The organism is Cyanobium sp. BA20m-p-22 (assembly GCF_024346275.1).
GTDB lineage: Bacteria > Cyanobacteriota > Cyanobacteriia > PCC-6307 > Cyanobiaceae > Cyanobium_A.
This window is the reverse complement of record NZ_JAGQCQ010000037.1, coordinates 1-17135: the sequence shown is the minus strand read 5'-3', so window position 1 is coordinate 17135 and position 17135 is coordinate 1. Positions and strand designations below refer to the sequence as shown.

The following is a 17135-nucleotide window of genomic DNA, read 5'->3' as shown; positions in this document are numbered from 1 at the left end:
ATGGCCGCTCTCGCCCACCAGCACGGTGCGGCCCCGATGCAGGCGGTGGGCCAGCAGCAGGCCCACCGGATAGGCCCGGGGGGCATCCAGCAGGGCATCGGGCTGGAGCCCATCCGGCAGGGCCCCAGCCAGGGCGTCAAGGAAAGCCCCATCGCCAAGGCTCTCGAGCTGGCGGCAACGGCGGGCCGGCGCACTCCAGACCAGCTGGAATACGCCGTCTCCCAGGGGCAGCACCGCAAAGGGCCCCTCGGGCCGCAACAGCTCCCAGGCCTGGTCGTTGGCGCTGCCGCGCAGCTGCACCAGACAGGTGAGGCAATTCTGGGAGTAGGCCCAGTGCAGGGCGCCGATGCCCAGGGCCGCCCGGCTGGGGGAGTGGGGGCCGTCGGCGGCAACCACCAGGTCTGGCGGCGGCAGGGACGACTGAACCGGTGGAGAGCCCAGCTCGAGAACCACGGCGGGATCGGCCGCCAGGGCCGCCAGCAAGGGCGGCAGAAGCAGCTGGTGCTTCGCTATCCAACCCACTGCGGTGGATGAAAGATTGGCGTAAGAAGCGGCCGAAGGGGTGGTGGTTGCCGGGCCCAGATCAGCCGGGGTGAAGCCCACCTGGCGCTCTACAGCCAGGTCGACCAGCTCCAGGCGGCGGAAAGGAACCATGACCTGCTCCAGAGAGCTCCACAGCCCCAGTTGGCAGAGCAATCGCTGGCTGGAGTGACTGAAGGCATAGGCGCGGTTGCGCTCCACCAGGGCCGAGGCCGGCAGGGGATCACAGATGCGCACCTGCCAGCCGGCCCGGGCCAGGGCCAGGGCCGCCAGGGCGCCGGTGGGACCGGCCCCCAGCACCTGGGCCCGGAAAACCGGATTTGAATGGACCATGGCGACAGGCTGATCAGCCCGGGTGGGAGCACAAAAAAGCCGCAGCTCATTGACTGCGGCTCAAGCTGGAACTGGGCAGGGATTCAGCTGGGTTCAGCCGATGCCGAGCAGGCCGCGGGTGAAGGATTCGCCGCCCAGGGCAAATTCGGTGATCAACAGGGCAACGAAGCCGAGCATGGCCATGCGGCCGTTGAGCTTTTCAGCCCGCTCGTGGAAGCCCCAGCCGCTTTCGGTGGAGACCACTTCCATGCGGGGCTCGGTGGCGAAGGCATTGAGACGTCCCCCATCTTCGGTGGTGACGGTGGCGCCCCTGATGGTGGCTGCGGCGACTGCGGGTGTGGGAGCTGCGGGGGTGGCCTGGGTCATGGGGACGCTCATGTGGGGTTGCTGACGAAATTGTAACGCAATATTGCAGAGATTGGGCAGATCGGTCCCCAAAGCGCTCTGCGAGAACCTCTCAGCGAAAACCCTCAGCGAAATCTTTTGAGGCAGAGCTCCTCAAAGGCCGGGCGCAACAGAAAGGGGTATTCCCCCACCCACAGCTTCAACTGGGGCAGCCAGGCATCGCTGATCGCCCCGACCTGGGAGAAATCCTTGCGCTCACTGAGCACCAGCACCCGCACCACCATGCCGGCGCGGATCTTCTGATGCTTCTTCTTGTCAAAGGGAAAGCGCACCTTGCCGAGATAGCCCTGCTCGTCCTCAAGCTCGAGGGTGAGCCAGGTGCGGCGGTTTTCCACCAGCTCCAGGCGACCGCTGTTATTGGCCTGTTCGCGCCGGTCCTCAACGATCTCGCGGGTATAGAGATCAGCTATTTCCCCTTCAAACAGGGCGGCTGCCGGGTAACGGCGCAGGGTGGCGTTCTTCTGGCCGGCCTCCAGGATCGGGCCCCAGAGTATGTAGAGGGCAAACACCACTCCCACCACCAGAAACACTGGGCCAAACTGGCTGGAGAAGAGCAGGGTCTGGCTGATCAGCAGCGTTATCACCGCACCGATCACCGTGATCAGCACCCGCTGCAGCACCTTGCGGGGATTGCCGGTGCAGGCGTTGAACTGGGGGCCGGTGGCCACCGCCGGAATCAGCCGGGGGAGCTCGCCGGGGCGCAGGGGAAGCAGCATCAGAGCAGCCGCTCCAGGCCATACACCAGCCCACCCAGCTGGCGCACCTTGCGCACGGTGAGCAGCACGCCGGGCATGTAGGCGGAGCGTTCGATCGTGTCGTGGCGCAGGGTGTAGGTCTCCCCGGGCGCGCCAAACAGCACCTCTTGGTGGGCCACCAGGCCCGGCAGTCGGATCGAATGGAGCCGCAGACCGCTCTCGCGCAGCCCACCGCGGCAGCCCGCCAGGGTTTCGTGCTCCTCCACCTGCTGGGGGTTGAAGGCTTTGCCCAGCTCCTCGATCAGCTCGGCGGTCTTGATGCAGGTGCCACTGGGGGCATCGGCCTTGCGGTTGTGGTGCAGCTCGGTGAGTTCGGCGTAGTCGTAGAAGCGGGCGGCGGCGGCAGCGGCCTGCTGCAGCAGCACCATGCCGACTGAGAAGTTGGGGATCACGGCCCCACCCACCCCCGCCTTCTCGGCAAACGCAGCCAGATCGGCCAGCTGCTCGCTCGAAAGACCCGTAGTACCGATCACCGGGTGCACCCCGTAGGCGATGGCGCCGCGGCTGTGCTCGTAAACCACCGAGGGGTGGGTGAAATCCACCAGCACGGCGGCCCCGCCGCTGCGGGCGGCCTGGCTGGCCTGGCAGAGGGCCCCCTCAAAATCGCTGGTGATCGCCACCTGGAGCTCCCCCAGGCCGAGCTCCAGGCCCACATCGGCGCCCTCCTTGCCGGAGGTGGTGTCGATCGCTGCCACGAGCTGGCAGTCGTGCGCGGCGTCGAGGGCCTTGATCACCTCGGCGCCCATGCGGCCCAGGGCACCGGCCACCACCACGGGGATCGGCGCAGCGGGGGCAGGGGCAGGGGCCATGGCGAGCGCAGGTAGTGGGATCGAGCCTATGCGTGCCGCGCAGGCCTGGCCAGCGCTCGCATCAGGTCGGGGGGCTCCGTAGATTCCCTGGGGTCAGTTCAGTTGCGCATGTTCACGCAGGTTCGCTCCACCAACCGCCGCGTCAGCCCCGGTGAGGTGAACGGCCGGGCCGTGATGAAGGCCGTGTATGTGGTGCTCGAACCCCAGTACCAGCACGCCCTCACCCAGGCGGCCAACTCGCTCAACGACCAGAACGGCCCCCTGGCGATCGAGCTGAGCGGCTACCTGATCGAGGAACTGCGCGACCCCCAGAACTATGCCGACTTCCAGGCCGATGTGGCCGCAGCGGACGTGTTCATCGCCTCGCTGATTTTCATCGAAGACCTAGCCCAGAAGGTGGTCGAGGCCGTTGCCCCCCACCGCGACCGGCTCAAGGCCGCCGTGGTGTTCCCCTCCATGCCGGAGGTGATGCGACTCAACAAGCTCGGCACCTTCTCGATGGCCCAGCTGGGCCAGAGCAAGAGCGCCATCGCCAGCTTCATGAAAAAGCGCAAGGAGGCCGGTGGCGCCGGCTTCCAGGACGCGATGTTGAAGCTGCTCAATACCCTGCCGACCGTTCTCAAATACCTGCCGGTGGAGAAGGCCCAGGACGCCCGCGCCTTCATGCTCAGCTTCCAGTATTGGCTGGGCGGCACGCCAGACAACCTGCGCAACTTCCTGTTGATGCTGGCCGACAAATACGTCTTTCCCCGGGCTGAGTGCGATCGGGCCGCCGTGGTGGTGGCCGAGCCCGAAGTGTTCCCCGACCTGGGCATCTGGCACCCCCTGGCGCCGGGGATGTTCACCGACCTCAAGGAATACCTCAACTGGACCTCCAGCCGCACCGATCTCAGCGAAAAGGCGCTCCAGGGTCCGCTGATCGGCCTGGTGCTGCAGCGCAGCCACATCGTTACTGGCGATGAGGCCCACTACGTGGCGATCATCCAGGAACTGGAATATCGCGGCGCCCGCGTGATCCCGGTGTTTTGCGGCGGCCTCGATTTCACCAAGCCGGTGAATGCCTTCTTCTACGACCCGCTCAACCCCGATGTGCCCCTGGTCGATGGGGTGGTGTCGCTCACTGGTTTTGCCCTGGTGGGTGGGCCGGCCCGCCAGGACCACCCCAAGGCGATCGAAGTGCTCCAGAAGCTCAACCGCCCCTACATGGTGGCCCTGCCGCTGGTGTTCCAGACCACCCAGGAGTGGGAGGAGAGCGACCTGGGCCTGCATCCGGTGCAGGTGGCCCTGCAGATCGCCATCCCCGAGCTCGATGGCGCCATCGAGCCGATCGTGCTCAGCGGCCGCGACGACGCCACCGGCAAAGCCCACACCCTGCAAGACCGGGTGGAGGCCATCGCCGAACGCTCGATCCGCTGGGCCTCCCTGCGGGTGAAGCCCCGGGCCCTAAAGAAGCTGGCCATCACCGTATTCAGCTTCCCGCCAGACAAGGGCAATGTGGGCACCGCCGCCTACCTGGACGTATTCGGTTCGATCCACCGGGTGCTGGAGGAGATGAAGCTCAAGGGCTACGACGTGCAAAACCTGCCGCCCACTGCCAAGGCCCTGATGGAGGCGGTGATCAACGACCCCGAAGCTCTTCAGGGGGCCCCGGAGCTCTCGATCGCCCACCGCATGAGCGTGGCCGAATACGAGCGGCTCACCCCCTATTCCGAGCGGCTGGAGGAGAACTGGGGCAAGCCCCCGGGCAACCTCAACTCCGACGGCACCAACCTGCTGATCTACGGCCGCCACTTCGGCAATGTTTTTGTGGGTGTGCAGCCCACCTTTGGCTACGAGGGCGACCCGATGCGGCTGCTCTATTCCCGCAGTGCCAGCCCCCACCACGGTTTTGCCGCCTACTACACCTATCTGGAGAAGGTGTGGGGGGCCGATGCGGTGCTGCACTTCGGCACCCATGGCTCGCTGGAGTTCATGCCCGGCAAGCAGATGGGCATGAGCGAAACCTGCTACCCCGATTCCCTGATCGGGGCCCTGCCAAACCTCTATTACTACGCGGCAAATAACCCGAGCGAGGCGACAATCGCCAAGCGGCGGGGCTACGCCTCCACGATCAGCTATCTCACCCCACCGGCAGAAAACGCAGGCCTGTATCGGGGTCTCAAGGAGATGGGCGAACTGGTGGGCTCCTACCAGCAGCTGCGGGAAAGTTCCCGCGGTGTGCAGATAGTCAACGCAATCGTCGAAACGGCACGCCAGTGCAACCTCGACAAAGACGTAAGCCTCCCCGAGCTGGATGCTGCCCAGTTGGACCTGGACGCCAGGGATTCCGTGGTGGGTGCGGTGTATCGCCAGCTGATGGAGATCGAAAGCCGCCTGCTGCCCTGCGGCCTGCACACGATCGGCAAGCCCCCCACTGCGGAGGAGGCAATCGCCACCCTGGTCAACATCGCCGCCCTGGAGCGAGACGAAGATGGCCTGCGTTCCCTGCCGGCCCTGCTGGCCGAGAGCCGGGGCCGCACGATCAGCGACATCTACAAGGGCAATGACGCCGGCGTGCTCGCCGATGTGGAGCTCAACCGCGTCATCACCGAGGTGTGCCGTGCGGCGGTGGCTTCGATGGTGAAGGCCGTCACCGGCGCCGATGGCCGGGTGACCCTGCGCCAGAACTTCGCCTGGCTGTTTGCCCTGCTGGAGCGCTTCGGTTTCCAGCTGCCCAGCCCCTGGCTGAGCTCCTGCCGGGCGGCTGGCTTTGGCGGGGTGGATCAGGCCGAACTCGACAAATTGTTTGGCTACCTGCGCTTCTGCCTCGAGCAGATCTGCGCCGACATGGAAATGGAGAGCCTGCTCAAGGCCCTCGATGGCGAATACGTGCTGCCCGGCCCCGGCGGCGACCCGATCCGCAACCCCGGCGTGCTGCCCAGCGGCAAAAACATCCACGCCCTCGATCCCCAGTCGATCCCCACCCGAGCCGCGATTGCGGCCGCCAAGGTGGTGGTAGATCGGCTGATCGAGCGCCAGAAGGCGGAACAGGGGGCCTGGCCCGAGACAATCGCCTGCGTGCTCTGGGGCACCGACAACATCAAAACCTACGGCGAATCGCTGGCCCAGATCCTCTGGTTTATCGGCGTGCGGCCTGTGGCCGACTCACTCGGCCGGGTAAACAAGCTGGAGCTGATCACCCTTGAGGAGCTGGGCCGGCCCCGCATCGATGTGGTGGTGAACTGCAGTGGCGTATTCCGCGACCTCTTCATCAACCAGATGGGCCTGATCGACCAGGGCGTGAAGATGGCAGCTGAGGCCGATGAGCCCCTGGATATGAACTTCGTGCGCCGCCACGCCCTTGAGCAGGCGGAAGCCCAGGGCGTGTCCCTGCGGGATGCGGCAACAAGGGTTTTCTCCAATGCCAGCGGCAGCTACAGCTCCAACGTCAACCTGGCGGTGGAGAACAGCACCTGGGAAGAGGAGGATGAATTGCAGGAGATGTATCTCTCCCGCAAAACCTTTGCCTTCAATGCCGACAACCCGGGCGAGATGAATCAAAACCGCGAAGTGTTCGAATCAGCCATGAAGACGGCCGATGTGACCTTCCAAAACCTTGACTCCGCCGAAATCTCGCTCACCGATGTGAGCCACTACTTCGATTCCGATCCCACCAAGCTGATTGCGGGCCTGCGCGACGACGGCAAGGCTCCAGCCAGCTACATCGCCGACACCACCACAGCTAACGCCCAGGTGCGCTCCTTGAGCGAAACTATTCGCCTCGATTCACGCACCAAGCTGCTGAATCCCAAGTGGTACGAGGGCATGCTCAACAGCGGCTATGAGGGCGTTAGGGAGGTGGCCAAAAGGCTCAACTTCACCCTCGGTTGGAGTGCCACCAGCGGCGCGGTGGACAACTTCGTATATGAGGATGCCAATGACACCTTCATCAATGACCCGGAGATGCGCAAGCGGCTGATGGAGCTCAATCCCCACAGCTTCCGCCGCATCGTCGGCACCCTGCTGGAAGTCAATGGCCGCGGCTACTGGGAAACCAGCGACGAAAACATCGCCCAACTACAGGAGATCTACCAAGAGATCGAAGACCGGATTGAGGGGGTTACGAAGGCATAAGACCCTAGAGTAGTGAAATCCACTACCGCCGTTTGAGGGTTATGGGCGGTCTCCAGACTGCTACGGCAAGTGGCTGAAGGAAGGATTTTCACGGTTGAATCTCACGGCCGTCACGTATCGCGGATCACCGCAAACGGATTGCGCACCGTCACCGTTCCGTAGGTGTGGCAATCGGCCATATCTTCCGACAAGACCAAATCGCAGCCGGATTGGTGGGCAGCGGCCAGGATCGCGGCATCCCAGTAGGACAGCGGATAGGCCTGATGCAAGTCGAGGGCGCGATGCAGCACGGCACGATCGATGGGCTGCACGGTGAAGCGCTCCCAGGTCGCCATCAGCGCCACTGCATCGTCAAGTGAAAGGCGATCAGGCCGCGTGGCCCGGGTGGCCTGCACGTAGAACTCCTGAAGCACCTGCACCGAGAGTGTCCAATCGTCTTCCGTGAGCAGGTAGCGAGCCAGCTGCCGCTTTGACGCTTCAGCGGGTGTCGTACTCACCGCATAGAGCAACACATTGGTGTCGAGGAAACAGCCAGCCGTCATGCCGTGCGCGGCTGCCGTTCGTGCAGGCGGCGGCGCGGCTGGCGATCGGCTGCAGACAGGCCTTGCCCCTTCTGGTCGAGGCGGCGAAACAGCTCATCCTGGGACAGGCGGCGGGGGTCAACGCCGGGATCGCGGCCTGGCTCGGCGGCTAGGGAGACCAGATAGTCGCGAACCAGCGCCGACACCGAGGTGCCGTTCTGCGCGGCATGGATCCGGGCCTGGCGATGAACCTCCTCGGCCACCGAAACTGTGATGTTTTTCATGGGATCACAGTATCGCAGTGGACCCGGACGGCTCAACCCCGGCCTGTTCGATGAGCAGGGCTTCAATGAGAAGCAGCTTGGTGAGCGGCTGGTGGAAATGGGCTGCATCCGCCCCGAACAACTTGATCAGCCCAGCAGAGCATCAGCCATGCGGGCAACCTGCACGATGGGCCCAACGTCGTGCACTCGCAGGATGCGGGCCCCCTGGGCAATCGCCTGGCTGCATACCGCTGCCGTGCCCCATAGCCGCGCCCGCGGCCTGGGCTCGCTCAACACCGCGCCGATAAAGCGCTTGCGCGAAGGCCCCACCAGTAGGGGAAAGCCCTCCGCCGCCACGGCGCCTAGGCCCCGGAGCAGATCCAGGTTGTGGTCAGTGTCCTTGGCGAAGCCCAGCCCCGGATCCCAGATCAGCTGCAGCGGGCGCACCCCCGCCGCCAGAGCCATTTCAGTGGCGGCCAATAGACCAGCCCGCACCTCCGCCACCACATCGCCGTAACAGGCAAGGGAGTTCATGCTGCGGCTATCGCCGCGGCTGTGCATCAGCACCAGTGGGCAGCCGGCAGACGCCGCCAAGGGCAGCATGGCCGGATCGCGGCGGCCGCCACTGACGTCATTGATCCAGTCGGCTCCGGCCGCCAGGGCTGCCTCGGCCACGGCGGCATGGAAGGTGTCGATCGAGAGCAGGGCCGAGGGATGGGCAGAACGGATCGCCGTGAGGGAGGGCAGCAGCCGCGCAAGCTCCCGCTGGGGGCCCACCGCCTCGGCCCCGGGACGGGTGCTCTGGGCGCCGAGGTCGAGAAGATCTGCCCCCTGGGCCAGCATCCGCCCAGCGGCGCCCACGGCCTGGGCCACGCTGGAGAGGCGGCCGCCATCGCTAAAGGAATCGGGGGTGAGGTTCAGCACCCCCATCACGGCGGTGCGGTTGCCCCAGGGGGCCCGGGGATCAGCCATCACCCCTGCCCCTCAGCGGCCGTAGTTGGCGATGCGGGCGAAGCTCACCGGGTCGAGCGCAGCCCCCCCCACCAGCACGCCGTCGATCTCTGGCTGGGCCATCAGGTCGTCAATGGTGGCGGGGTTGACCGAGCCCCCGTACTGGACCGTGACGCCGGGATTGCCCACCCAGCCGCGAATCAACCCACAGATGCGGTTTGCCTCCTCGGCGGCGCAGGTTTTACCGGTGCCGATCGCCCAGATCGGCTCGTAGGCGACGATCAGGGAGGTGGGATCCACCTCCTCGAGGCCCTGCTCAATCTGGCGATGAATCACCCGCTCGGTTTCGTTTGATTCGCGCTGATCCAGGCTCTCGCCCACGCAGAGGATCGGGATCAACCCATGGCGCTGGGCGTTGCGGGCCCGCAGGTTGATCTGCTCGTCGCTCTCGCTGTAGTACTTGCGGGGCTCGCTGTGACCCACGATCGCGTGGCTAACGCCATGCTCCAGCAGCATCGGGGCCGAGATCATGCCGGTGTAGGCGCCCTGGTCTTCCCAGTGCACGTTCTGGCCGGCAATCTGCACGCCAGCCCCCTCCAGGTGGCGGCAGAGGGTGGGGATGGAGGTAAAGGGTGGCGCGATAACCACCTCCCGATCGTTGGGCAAATCGGCGATTAGGGGCCTGAAAACGGCTGCAAACACCCGCGTCTCCGCGCAGGTCATGTGCATCTTCCAGTTGCCCGCGATCACAGCCTTACGCACCGGCGCCAGCTCCGTACTGTCAGCAAAACCTAATGGTCCGCGGGCCGCTCCCCCATGAACAGCACCTCGTGGCCGTTGATGGTCACCGCATCCCCCAGGGCCAGCTGGCGACCCCGCCGGGTTTCGATGTTGCCGTTCACCTGCACATCGCCGCGCTGGATGCGCAGCTTGGCCTCCCCGCCGGTGCCCACCAGGCCCTGGTACTTGAGGAATTGGTCGAGTTTCAAGTCTGGTGCTGCAATGGGGGCTGCAAGAGTGGGCGATAGCGTGAAGCCATGCTTGCACCGCCTACGGCCGGGTTTCGAAAGCTCTGGCCGCTGCTGAAGCCCCACTCCCGGCGCCTCGCCGCCGGGGGACTTTGCATGCTCATCTTTGTGGCCTGCTGGCCCCTGCTGGCCTGGCTGGCCGGCCAGCTGATCCCCGCCATCGGCGCCGGCAACTTCCCGCTGGTGGCGCGCACCATCGCCGCGGCCCTGGGATTATTTCTAGTGCAAAAGGCCGCCCAATTCGGCCAGGACACCCTGTTGGCCGGCCCGGCCCTGCGGGTGAGCCAGGAGCTGCGCCGGGGGCTGTTTGCCCGGCTGCAACGGCTCGAATTCGGCGCCCTGGAAAAGCTCTCGGCCGGCGACCTCACCTATCGGCTCACCGAGGATGCGGACCGGGTGGGGGAGGTGATTTACAAGACCATCCAGGACACCATCCCCAGCGCCCTGCAGCTGGTAGTGGTGCTCGGCTACATGGTGTGGCTCGATCCGCCCCTGGCCCTGGCCACCCTGCTGCTCGCCCCGGTTGTGGTGGTGCTGGTGAGCAGCTTCGGCGCCCGGGTGATGGCGGCGGCAGAACGCAGCCAGAAGCAGGTGAGTGAGTTGGCCGGCTTGCTGGGCGAGGCGATCACCGGCCTGCCCCTGGTGCGGGCCTTTGCGGCCGAACCCTGGCTGCAGCAACGGTTCGACACCGAAATCGACCTGCACCGCCGGGCCCGCTACCGCACCCTCAAGCTGCTGGCCCTGCAGCACCCGGTGGTGGGCTTCCTCGAGGCGGCCGGCATCCTCACCGTGCTGCTGATCGGCGCCGCCCGCATTCAGGCCGGCGGCCTCAATAGCCAGGGTTTCAGCAGCTACGTGGCAGCGTTGCTGATGCTGATCGATCCGATCTCCCACCTCACCACCAACTTCAACGAGTTCCAGCAGGGCCAGGCCTCGCTGCGGCGGTTGCGGGCAATTGAGGCCGAGCCGGTGGAGGCCCCCGACCGTCCTGGCGCCCAGCCCCTGGGCAAGGTGCACGGCGCTTTGGTGCTCGAGCAGGTGCTCTTCGGCTATGACGCCGCCCGACCGGTGCTCCACAACCTCAACTTGAGCGTCGAACCGGGCCAGGTGGTGGCCCTGGTGGGGCCATCCGGCGCCGGCAAGAGCACCCTCTTCTCGCTGCTGTTGCGCTTCAACACCGCCCAATCGGGCCGGGTGCTGCTCGATGGCCACAACCTGGCCGACCTGCGGGCCCGGGAGCTGCGCCGGGCCGTGGCCCTGGTACCCCAGCAGAGCAGCGTGTTCTCGGGCACGGTGGCCGAGGCGATCGCCTTCGGCCGGCCCGCCACGGAGGCGGCGATCCGCCAGGCGGCCCAGCTGGCCAATGCCTCCAGCTTCATCGAGGCCCTGCCCCAGGGCTACGCCAGCCGCATCGAGGAGCGGGGCAGCAATTTCTCCGGCGGCCAACTGCAAAGGCTGGCCATCGCCCGCGCCGTCCTCGGCAACCCGGCGGTGCTGCTGCTGGATGAGGCCACCAGCGCCCTCGATGCGGAGGCCGAGGAGGCGGTGCAACGGGGCCTGGAGCAGGCCATGGCCGGCCGCACCGTGCTGGTGATCGCCCACCGGCTGGCGACGGTGCAGGGGGCCAACCGGATCCTCGTGCTAGATGGCGGGCGGATAGTTGAGCAGGGCAGCCACAATGAGCTGATGGCCAGCGGCGGCCGCTACCGCGACCTCTGCGAGCGCCAGTTCATCCACCTGCAATCCTGATGACTTGGGAGTACAGGGTGATCCACATCAATGTGGAGAGCGGCAATCCGCCCGGGCCGCCCTCACCCAAGACAGACAGCGAGCGGCTGGGGGGAGCGCTCAGCCCCGAATTTCTGCAGCGGGAATTCCCCCAGCAATACGACGCCGCTGCCACCAAGCCACGCCACCCGGCCGAGCAGCTGCAGTTCTTTCTCAATGCCCTCGGCAAGGAGAACTGGGAGATGGTGGAGGCAGCCCAGGTGGGGCCGCTGCTGATGTTTTTTTTCAAGCGGCCGGGTCCCACCCCCCTATCGTGAGGGGTACCAAATTCCGTTTCCGTGGACATCGTCAGCCCCAACACCACAGGCAGCCAGCCGCCCGTGCTCACCTTCGAGGGCAAGCGCTACGACCTCAACAGCCTGCCCGATGAGCTCAAGGAGCTGGTGCGGGGCATGCAGGTGGCCGATGCCCAGCTGCGCATGCATGAGGACACCCTGAAGGTGCTTGCCGTGGGCAGGCAGGCGATGGCCAGCCAACTCAACGACAAGCTCCAGGCCATCACCCCCATGCCCTGAACAGGCCCGGCCTTAGCAAGCGCAAGAGCAAGCGCAAGGCCTAACCCACCACCTCCTTCGCCTCCTTCAGCAGGGCCTCGGGCAGGGTGACACCGATCGCCTGGGCCGTGGCCTTGCTCACCAACAGCTCGGTTTTGGTCAGGGGCTCAAAGGCCATCGTGGCCGGGGATTCCCCCTTCAGGACCCGCACCGCCAGCTTGCCGGCGGCGTAGCCGTCATCGAAGTAGGACCAACCGATCGTGGCCAGGCAGCCGGGCAACTTGATGTCGTCGGCATCCACCGAATACACGGGGATCTTCTTCTCGAGGCCCACCTTGGCGATCGAGCCAAAGCCCTGGATCGTGGCGTAATCGCCGATCTTCACGAAGGCCTCCACCTGCTTCTGAGCCAGCACCTGGGCGGCCTGCAGCACCTCACCGGAGTTGGCCACCGATTGCTCCACCACGGTGATGTTGCGCTTGGCCGCCTCCTCCTTGAGCACCTTGGCCTCATATTCGGAATTGGGCTCACCGGGGTTGTAGATCACCCCGACGGTCTTGAGCTCCGGATTGATCTGACGGGCCAGGTCGAGCTCCTTGCCCATCGGGTTGGTGCCGATCGTGCCCACCACATTAGGGCGGTGCTGGCCGACGCCACCGGGGGGGGTACCGGCGCCGGCACCCCAGGGATTGGAGCAGTAGCAGAAGATCACCGGCGTGGTTTCCGGGGCCACCTTCATGGCGGCCTGCAGGGGCGGGGTGCCCACTGCCAGGATCATGTCCACCTTGTCACCCACGAACTGCTTCATCACCAAGGTGGTGTTGGGCAGCTCACCGGCCGCATCCTTCTGGATGAAGTTGGCGGTTTTGCCCGGGGTGTAGCCGGCCTCGGCCAGGGCCGCTTCAAAGCCCTTGCGGGTGTTGTTCGGTGGCGGCGCATCCAGCATCTGCAGCATGCCGATGGTGGGCCCCTTCACCCTGGCGTCGCCGCCAAGTTTTCCGCAGGCCGAGAGCACCACCGTGCTGACAGCGCCTGCCCCTACCAGGCTGAGAAATTCACGACGCTGAAGACCCATCAGGGGCACTGGAAGACTGCGGCGCCACTATGGCCGTGCCGTACATCGCCCGCAATGCCGGTGGATCGAGAGCTTCCCGCTCCGCAGCGCTCCAGTCCCCGATCAGGCGACCCTCGTGGAGCATCACCAGCCGGTCGCCGTGGCCGAGGGCCTGGTCGAGGCTGTGGGTCACCATCAAGGTGGTGGTGCCGAAGCGGCGGATCAACCTTTCGGTGAGGGCTATCACGGTGGCCTCAGCCCGGGGATCGAGGGCGGCGGTGTGCTCATCGAGCAGCAGCAGGTCCGGCGAACTCAGGGTGGCCATCACCAGGCTGAGGGTCTGGCGCTGGCCACCGGAGAGCTGGCCCACCGGCTCATCGAGGCGGTCGGCCAGGGGCAAGCCCAGATCCCCCAGTAACTCCCGGTAGCGGCGGCGATCGGCCCCGTTGGGGTGAATGCCCCCGAGCATGCCGATCAGGCCCCCGCCGATCAGCCGGGCTGGCCTACTGCGCCGTTCAGCCAGCCGGAGGTTCTCAGCCACGGTGAGACCGGGGCAGGTGCCCTCAAGCGGGTTCTGCATCACCCGGCCGATCCAGCGGGCTCGCTGGTAGTCGCGCAGCTTGTGCAGGGGGCGATTGCCGAGGTGGATCTGGCCATCAGCCAGGGCCAGGGTGCCGGCCACCAGGTTGAGCAGGGTGCTCTTGCCGGAGCCGTTGCTGCCGATCACCACCAAAAATTGACCCGCCGGGCAGGTGAGCGAAAAATCGCTGAAAAGCTGGCGCCAGCCCCCCCCGGGCAGGGGATGGCCCCAGCCGAGTTTGGCAACGGTGAGACTCGAGTTGGCGCCCTTGGTGACGCTGCTCATCCCTGCAGCCTCCCCTGGTCGGAGAGGCCCGGGATGCGCAGCCGCCCAAAGGCCAGGGCGATCAGCAGCAGCAGGGCCGTGGCCAGCTTGAGGTCGACCGGCTCGAGGCCCAGTTGGAGGGCGATGGCGATCAGGGTGCGGAACAGGATTGCCCCCAGCACCACCGCCAGCAGGGCCTGGGGCACGGAGCGGGGCCGCAGCACCGATTCGCCGATGATCACCATGCCCAGGCCCAGGATCAGTGAGCCGATGCCCATGGTCACATCGGCGAAACCCTGGTAGTTGGCCACCAGGGCGCCGGCCAGGGCCACCAGGCCATTGGCGGCGGCAATCCCCACCGTGAGGCCGCGGCGCTGGTTGATGCCGTTGGCCCGGGCCATGGTGGGGTTGTTGCCCAGGGCCCGCAGGGACAGACCGAAATCGGTGGCCAGCAACAGGCTGATCAGCAGGATCAAACCCCCCATTGCCAGGATCAGAGCCACCGCCCACTGGCCATCTATGCCCAGGCCCAGGTCGGGCAGGGCCTGGATGCCGGCCGGGGTCTCCGGCAGGGGGATGTTGGAGCGCCCCATCAACCGCAGGGTGATCGAGTAGAGGCCAGTGGTGGTGAGGATGCCGGCGAACAGGTCGTTGACCCCCAGGCGGGTGTGGATCAGGCCGGTCACCAGACCGGCCAGGCAGCCAAACAGAATCGCCATGGCCAGGGCCACCGGCACCGGGGCGCCCTGGCTGATCAAAACCGCCGCCGCGCCGCCGCCGAGGGCGAAGGAGCCGTCAACGGTGAGATCGGGGAAGTTGAGGACCCGCAGGGTCAGATAGGTGCCCAGGGCCAGGCCTGCGTAGGCCAGGCCCTGGTCAGCGGCACCAAGCCAGAGGGAGAGCATCGGCGCATTTTGCCGGGCGAGCGCCCGCGGACCTAGCCCAGGGGAACCAGATCCTCGAACCGAAACACCTGGCGCCCAGCCGGCGTATCGCCGTGGGCCTCGGTCTCCACCACCCGCTCGCTCAACACCCAGGGGCCAGCCTCGCTGAGCGGCACGAAGGTGTCGGTGAAGCGGCTGATTCCCCCCTTGGCTTCACCCGTAGCTGGGTCGCTGTAACGGCTGGTGTAGCTACGGCTCAGGTAGCCGCTACCGGTGTCGGTGGTGCTCTCGGTGAAGATCGTCACGACGGTGCCGTGGATATGGCGATGCACCATCGTCACCACATCGCCCTTGATGCGGTAGCGGTCGCCCTCGCCCTTGCCGCCCACGATCACCTCGGTGCCCACCGCATCGGTGTCGCCGGCGCTGAAGCTGTTGGCGCCGTGGGTCTGCTCGAAGCTGCGGCGCACCCGGTGGATCGCCACCTCCCACAGCTGGGAGGCCAAGGCCTTATGGATCTCGGCATCGTCGATGCCCTCCAGGCTGGCCTTGAGGTCGGCGCCCAGCTGGAAAGTGCCGGCCACGGTCCGCTCGCCCTGCTGCCAGCTACAGCGGCCGGCGTAACCGGCAAAGCCGCTCTCCCAGGTGTAGCGGTTCTCGTAGGCCGCCCGGAAGGCCGCCGTGCAGTCGCTGCCCGGGGCGATCGGGGCGCTGAGCTGGGAAGGGGGTGCCTCTGGGGTGACGGTCACGGGGATGGTCGAAGGGATGGGTCAACCCTAACGAGCCGGGTGGGGATGGATGTCCTGCAGGGCATTCACCTCGATCGTCTGCTGCTGCAGGGCGGTGATCGCCTCCACCGCCGCCCGGGCCCCGGCCAGGGTCGTGACCGTGGGTACGGAGTAGTCGAGGGCGGCGCGGCGCAGGTACTGGTCGTCGTGGGCGGCCTGGCGGCCAATCGGCGTGTTGATGATCAGCTGGATGCGGGCGGAGCGAATCGCGTCTTCGATGTTGGGGCGGCCTTCGTGCACCTTGAGAATCGATTCCACCGTCAGGCCTGCGGCCCGCAGCGACCTGGCGGTGCCGCCGGTGGCGATCAGGGCAAAACCCAGCTCCACCAGTCGCTCGGCCACGGGCAGCAAAGCGAGCTTGTCGCGGTCATGGGTCGAGAGGAAGGCGGTGCCACCGGTGGGCAGGGCCTCATTGGCGGCCAGCTCGGCCTTGGCGTAGGCCATGCCCGCACTGGTGGCGATACCCATCACCTCGCCGGTGCTGCGCATCTCCGGCCCCAGCAGGGTGTCGGAACCGGGAAAACGCTTGAACGGCAGCACGGCCTCCTTGACGGTCTGCAAGGGCGGCCGGGGCTCGGCCGTGAGGCCCAGCTCGGCCAGGGTGCGGCCCGCCATCAGCTGGCTGGCCACCTTGGCCAGGGGCACGCCGGTGGCCTTGGCCACAAACGGCACCGTGCGGGAAGCGCGGGGGTTGGCCTCAATGATGAACACCCGCTCGCCCAGTTCGGGGTCGCTCTGCACGGCGAACTGCAGGTTGATCAGGCCGCGCACCCCCAGGGCCAGGGCCAGGGCCCGGCTCCAGGCGCGAATCGTGGCCAGGGCTGGCTCGCTGAGGCTCACCGACGGCAGCCAGCAGGCCGAGTCACCCGAGTGGATCCCGGCCGGCTCGATGTGCTCCATCACACCGCCGATCACCACCACCCCCTCCCGATCGCAGAGGGCGTCCACATCCACCTCCACGGCATTGTCCAAATACTGGTCGATCAACACCGGGTGGTCGGGCTCCACCTGGACCGCCTCCACCATGTAGCGGTTGAGCTCCGTCTCGTCGTAAACCACCTCCATGGCCCGGCCGCCCAGCACATAGCTGGGGCGCACCACCACTGGATAGCCCACGCGCGCGGCGATCGCCCGGGCCTCGGCCTCACTGCGGGCCAGGCCATTGCGGGGCTGGCGAATCTCCAGGCGCCGCAGGATCGCCTCAAATTGCTCCCGGTCTTCGGCGGCGTCGATCGATTGCGGCGACGTACCCCAGATGCGGCTGCCCGTGGCCAGTCCCTCCGGGGAGGCCAGCCAGTTCAGCAACGGAATCGCCAGCTTGAGCGGCGTCTGGCCGCCAAACTGCACGATCACCCCCACGGGCCTCTCCACCTCGATCACGTTGAGCACGTCTTCGAGGCTGAGCGGTTCGAAGTAGAGCCGGTCGCTGGTGTCGTAGTCGGTGGAAACGGTTTCCGGGTTGCTGTTCACCATCACCGTGGCGAAGCCCTCGGCCTGCAGGGCGAAGGAGGCGTGGCAGCAGCAGTAGTCAAATCCGATGCCCTGGCCGATGCGATTGGGGCCAC

The 17135-nt window shown here is 66.5% G+C and carries 18 protein-coding genes; 4 read left to right on the top strand and 14 right to left on the bottom strand.

Going from position 1 to position 17135, the window contains the following annotated elements; genetic code table 11:
- The 4 genes from KBZ15_RS05085 to dapB all read right to left on the bottom strand — a co-directional run.
- Window positions 1-873 (bottom strand): FAD-dependent monooxygenase (locus KBZ15_RS05085; protein WP_255013896.1); only part of this gene is annotated, 873 nt, incomplete at its 3' end.
- Between the two features lie 93 nt (window positions 874-966).
- On the bottom strand, window positions 967-1239 hold the full coding sequence (locus tag KBZ15_RS05080; RefSeq protein ID WP_255013894.1) for a high light inducible protein: 273 nt from the start codon (window positions 1237-1239) through the stop codon (window positions 967-969).
- Between the two features lie 104 nt (window positions 1240-1343).
- Window positions 1344-1994 carry a hypothetical protein gene (locus tag KBZ15_RS05075; protein ID WP_255013892.1) on the bottom strand — a complete coding sequence of 217 codons (651 nt, stop codon included), beginning with the start codon at window positions 1992-1994 and terminating at the stop codon, window positions 1344-1346.
- On the bottom strand, window positions 1994-2842 hold the full coding sequence (gene dapB / locus KBZ15_RS05070) for a 4-hydroxy-tetrahydrodipicolinate reductase (protein ID WP_255013891.1): 849 nt from the start codon (window positions 2840-2842) through the stop codon (window positions 1994-1996). The genes KBZ15_RS05075 and dapB overlap by 1 nt, the downstream gene beginning before the upstream one ends.
- Window positions 2843-2950: 108 nt before the next feature.
- Between dapB and KBZ15_RS05065 the strand changes: the two genes are divergently transcribed.
- A complete protein-coding gene (locus KBZ15_RS05065; protein ID WP_255013889.1) occupies window positions 2951-6955 on the top strand; it encodes a magnesium chelatase subunit H in 4005 nt (1334 codons plus the stop codon).
- A gap of 110 nt (window positions 6956-7065) precedes the next feature.
- On the opposite strand, the gene KBZ15_RS05060 is transcribed toward KBZ15_RS05065, so the two are convergent.
- From KBZ15_RS05060 to KBZ15_RS05040, 5 genes are all read right to left on the bottom strand, one after another.
- Complete coding sequence (locus KBZ15_RS05060; protein ID WP_255013888.1) at window positions 7066-7497, bottom strand: PIN domain-containing protein; 432 nt, start codon at window positions 7495-7497, stop codon at window positions 7066-7068.
- Window positions 7494-7760, bottom strand: coding sequence for a DUF6364 family protein (locus KBZ15_RS05055; RefSeq protein WP_255013887.1), 267 nt, complete (start codon window positions 7758-7760; stop codon window positions 7494-7496). Before KBZ15_RS05055 ends, KBZ15_RS05060 begins: the two co-directional genes overlap by 4 nt.
- 126 nt (window positions 7761-7886) lie before the next feature.
- On the bottom strand, window positions 7887-8711 hold the full coding sequence (folP, locus tag KBZ15_RS05050) for a dihydropteroate synthase (RefSeq protein ID WP_255013885.1): 825 nt from the start codon (window positions 8709-8711) through the stop codon (window positions 7887-7889).
- 12 nt (window positions 8712-8723) lie between these two features.
- The gene (tpiA, locus tag KBZ15_RS05045; RefSeq protein ID WP_255013883.1) at window positions 8724-9452 is read right to left on the bottom strand and encodes a triose-phosphate isomerase; all 729 of its coding nucleotides are present in this window, start codon (window positions 9450-9452) and stop codon (window positions 8724-8726) included.
- A gap of 29 nt (window positions 9453-9481) precedes the next feature.
- Entirely contained in the window at window positions 9482-9679 is a 198-nt protein-coding gene (locus tag KBZ15_RS05040; RefSeq protein ID WP_255013881.1) for an RNA-binding S4 domain-containing protein, read from the bottom strand.
- Between the two features lie 48 nt (window positions 9680-9727).
- Between KBZ15_RS05040 and KBZ15_RS05035 the strand changes: the two genes are divergently transcribed.
- Genes KBZ15_RS05035 through KBZ15_RS05025 form a run of 3 tightly spaced genes read left to right on the top strand, consistent with a single transcriptional unit; the run spans window position 9728 to window position 12021 of the window.
- Window positions 9728-11467, top strand: coding sequence for an ABC transporter ATP-binding protein (locus KBZ15_RS05035; RefSeq protein WP_255013879.1), 1740 nt, complete (start codon window positions 9728-9730; stop codon window positions 11465-11467).
- Window positions 11467-11763 carry a hypothetical protein gene (locus KBZ15_RS05030; RefSeq protein WP_197150782.1) on the top strand — a complete coding sequence of 99 codons (297 nt, stop codon included), beginning with the start codon at window positions 11467-11469 and terminating at the stop codon, window positions 11761-11763. Before KBZ15_RS05035 ends, KBZ15_RS05030 begins: the two co-directional genes overlap by 1 nt.
- A 21-nt stretch (window positions 11764-11784) precedes the next feature.
- Window positions 11785-12021, top strand: coding sequence for a DUF6447 family protein (locus KBZ15_RS05025; RefSeq protein ID WP_255013876.1), 237 nt, complete (start codon window positions 11785-11787; stop codon window positions 12019-12021).
- Window positions 12022-12061: 40 nt separating this feature from the next.
- Here the strand turns inward: KBZ15_RS05025 and KBZ15_RS05020 are convergent, their stop codons facing one another.
- From KBZ15_RS05020 to carB, 5 genes are all read right to left on the bottom strand, one after another.
- On the bottom strand, window positions 12062-13075 hold the full coding sequence (locus KBZ15_RS05020) for an ABC transporter substrate-binding protein (protein ID WP_255013874.1): 1014 nt from the start codon (window positions 13073-13075) through the stop codon (window positions 12062-12064).
- The gene (locus tag KBZ15_RS05015) at window positions 13056-13919 is read right to left on the bottom strand and encodes an ABC transporter ATP-binding protein (protein WP_255013872.1); all 864 of its coding nucleotides are present in this window, start codon (window positions 13917-13919) and stop codon (window positions 13056-13058) included. Before KBZ15_RS05015 ends, KBZ15_RS05020 begins: the two co-directional genes overlap by 20 nt.
- Window positions 13916-14803, bottom strand: coding sequence for an ABC transporter permease (locus KBZ15_RS05010; RefSeq protein ID WP_255013870.1), 888 nt, complete (start codon window positions 14801-14803; stop codon window positions 13916-13918). Before KBZ15_RS05010 ends, KBZ15_RS05015 begins: the two co-directional genes overlap by 4 nt.
- Window positions 14804-14835: 32 nt before the next feature.
- Window positions 14836-15531: a DUF3386 domain-containing protein gene (locus KBZ15_RS05005; RefSeq protein ID WP_255013868.1), complete on the bottom strand. Its 696-nt coding sequence runs from the start codon at window positions 15529-15531 to the stop codon at window positions 14836-14838.
- A 27-nt stretch (window positions 15532-15558) separates the two neighbouring features.
- The coding region (gene carB, locus KBZ15_RS05000; protein ID WP_255013866.1) for a carbamoyl-phosphate synthase large subunit at window positions 15559-17135 on the bottom strand (1577 nt) is incomplete at its 5' end.

Excerpts from the sequence above, each read along its gene's own strand:
- KBZ15_RS05080 (WP_255013894.1), bottom strand. The coding sequence starts at position 1,239 with ATGACCCAGGCCACCCCCGCAGCTCCCACACCCGCAGTCGCCGCAGCC.
- KBZ15_RS05075 (WP_255013892.1), bottom strand. The coding sequence starts at position 1,994 with ATGCTGCTTCCCCTGCGCCCCGGCGAGCTCCCCCGGCTGATTCCGGCG.
- dapB (WP_255013891.1), bottom strand. The coding sequence starts at position 2,842 with ATGGCCCCTGCCCCTGCCCCCGCTGCGCCGATCCCCGTGGTGGTGGCC.
- KBZ15_RS05065 (WP_255013889.1), top strand. The coding sequence starts at position 2,951 with ATGTTCACGCAGGTTCGCTCCACCAACCGCCGCGTCAGCCCCGGTGAG.
- KBZ15_RS05060 (WP_255013888.1), bottom strand. The coding sequence starts at position 7,497 with ATGACGGCTGGCTGTTTCCTCGACACCAATGTGTTGCTCTATGCGGTG.
- KBZ15_RS05055 (WP_255013887.1), bottom strand. The coding sequence starts at position 7,760 with ATGAAAAACATCACAGTTTCGGTGGCCGAGGAGGTTCATCGCCAGGCC.
- folP (WP_255013885.1), bottom strand. The coding sequence starts at position 8,711 with ATGGCTGATCCCCGGGCCCCCTGGGGCAACCGCACCGCCGTGATGGGG.
- KBZ15_RS05035 (WP_255013879.1), top strand. The coding sequence starts at position 9,728 with ATGCTTGCACCGCCTACGGCCGGGTTTCGAAAGCTCTGGCCGCTGCTG.
- KBZ15_RS05030 (WP_197150782.1), top strand. The coding sequence starts at position 11,467 with ATGACTTGGGAGTACAGGGTGATCCACATCAATGTGGAGAGCGGCAAT.
- KBZ15_RS05020 (WP_255013874.1), bottom strand. The coding sequence starts at position 13,075 with ATGGGTCTTCAGCGTCGTGAATTTCTCAGCCTGGTAGGGGCAGGCGCT.
- KBZ15_RS05015 (WP_255013872.1), bottom strand. The coding sequence starts at position 13,919 with ATGAGCAGCGTCACCAAGGGCGCCAACTCGAGTCTCACCGTTGCCAAA.
- KBZ15_RS05010 (WP_255013870.1), bottom strand. The coding sequence starts at position 14,803 with ATGCTCTCCCTCTGGCTTGGTGCCGCTGACCAGGGCCTGGCCTACGCA.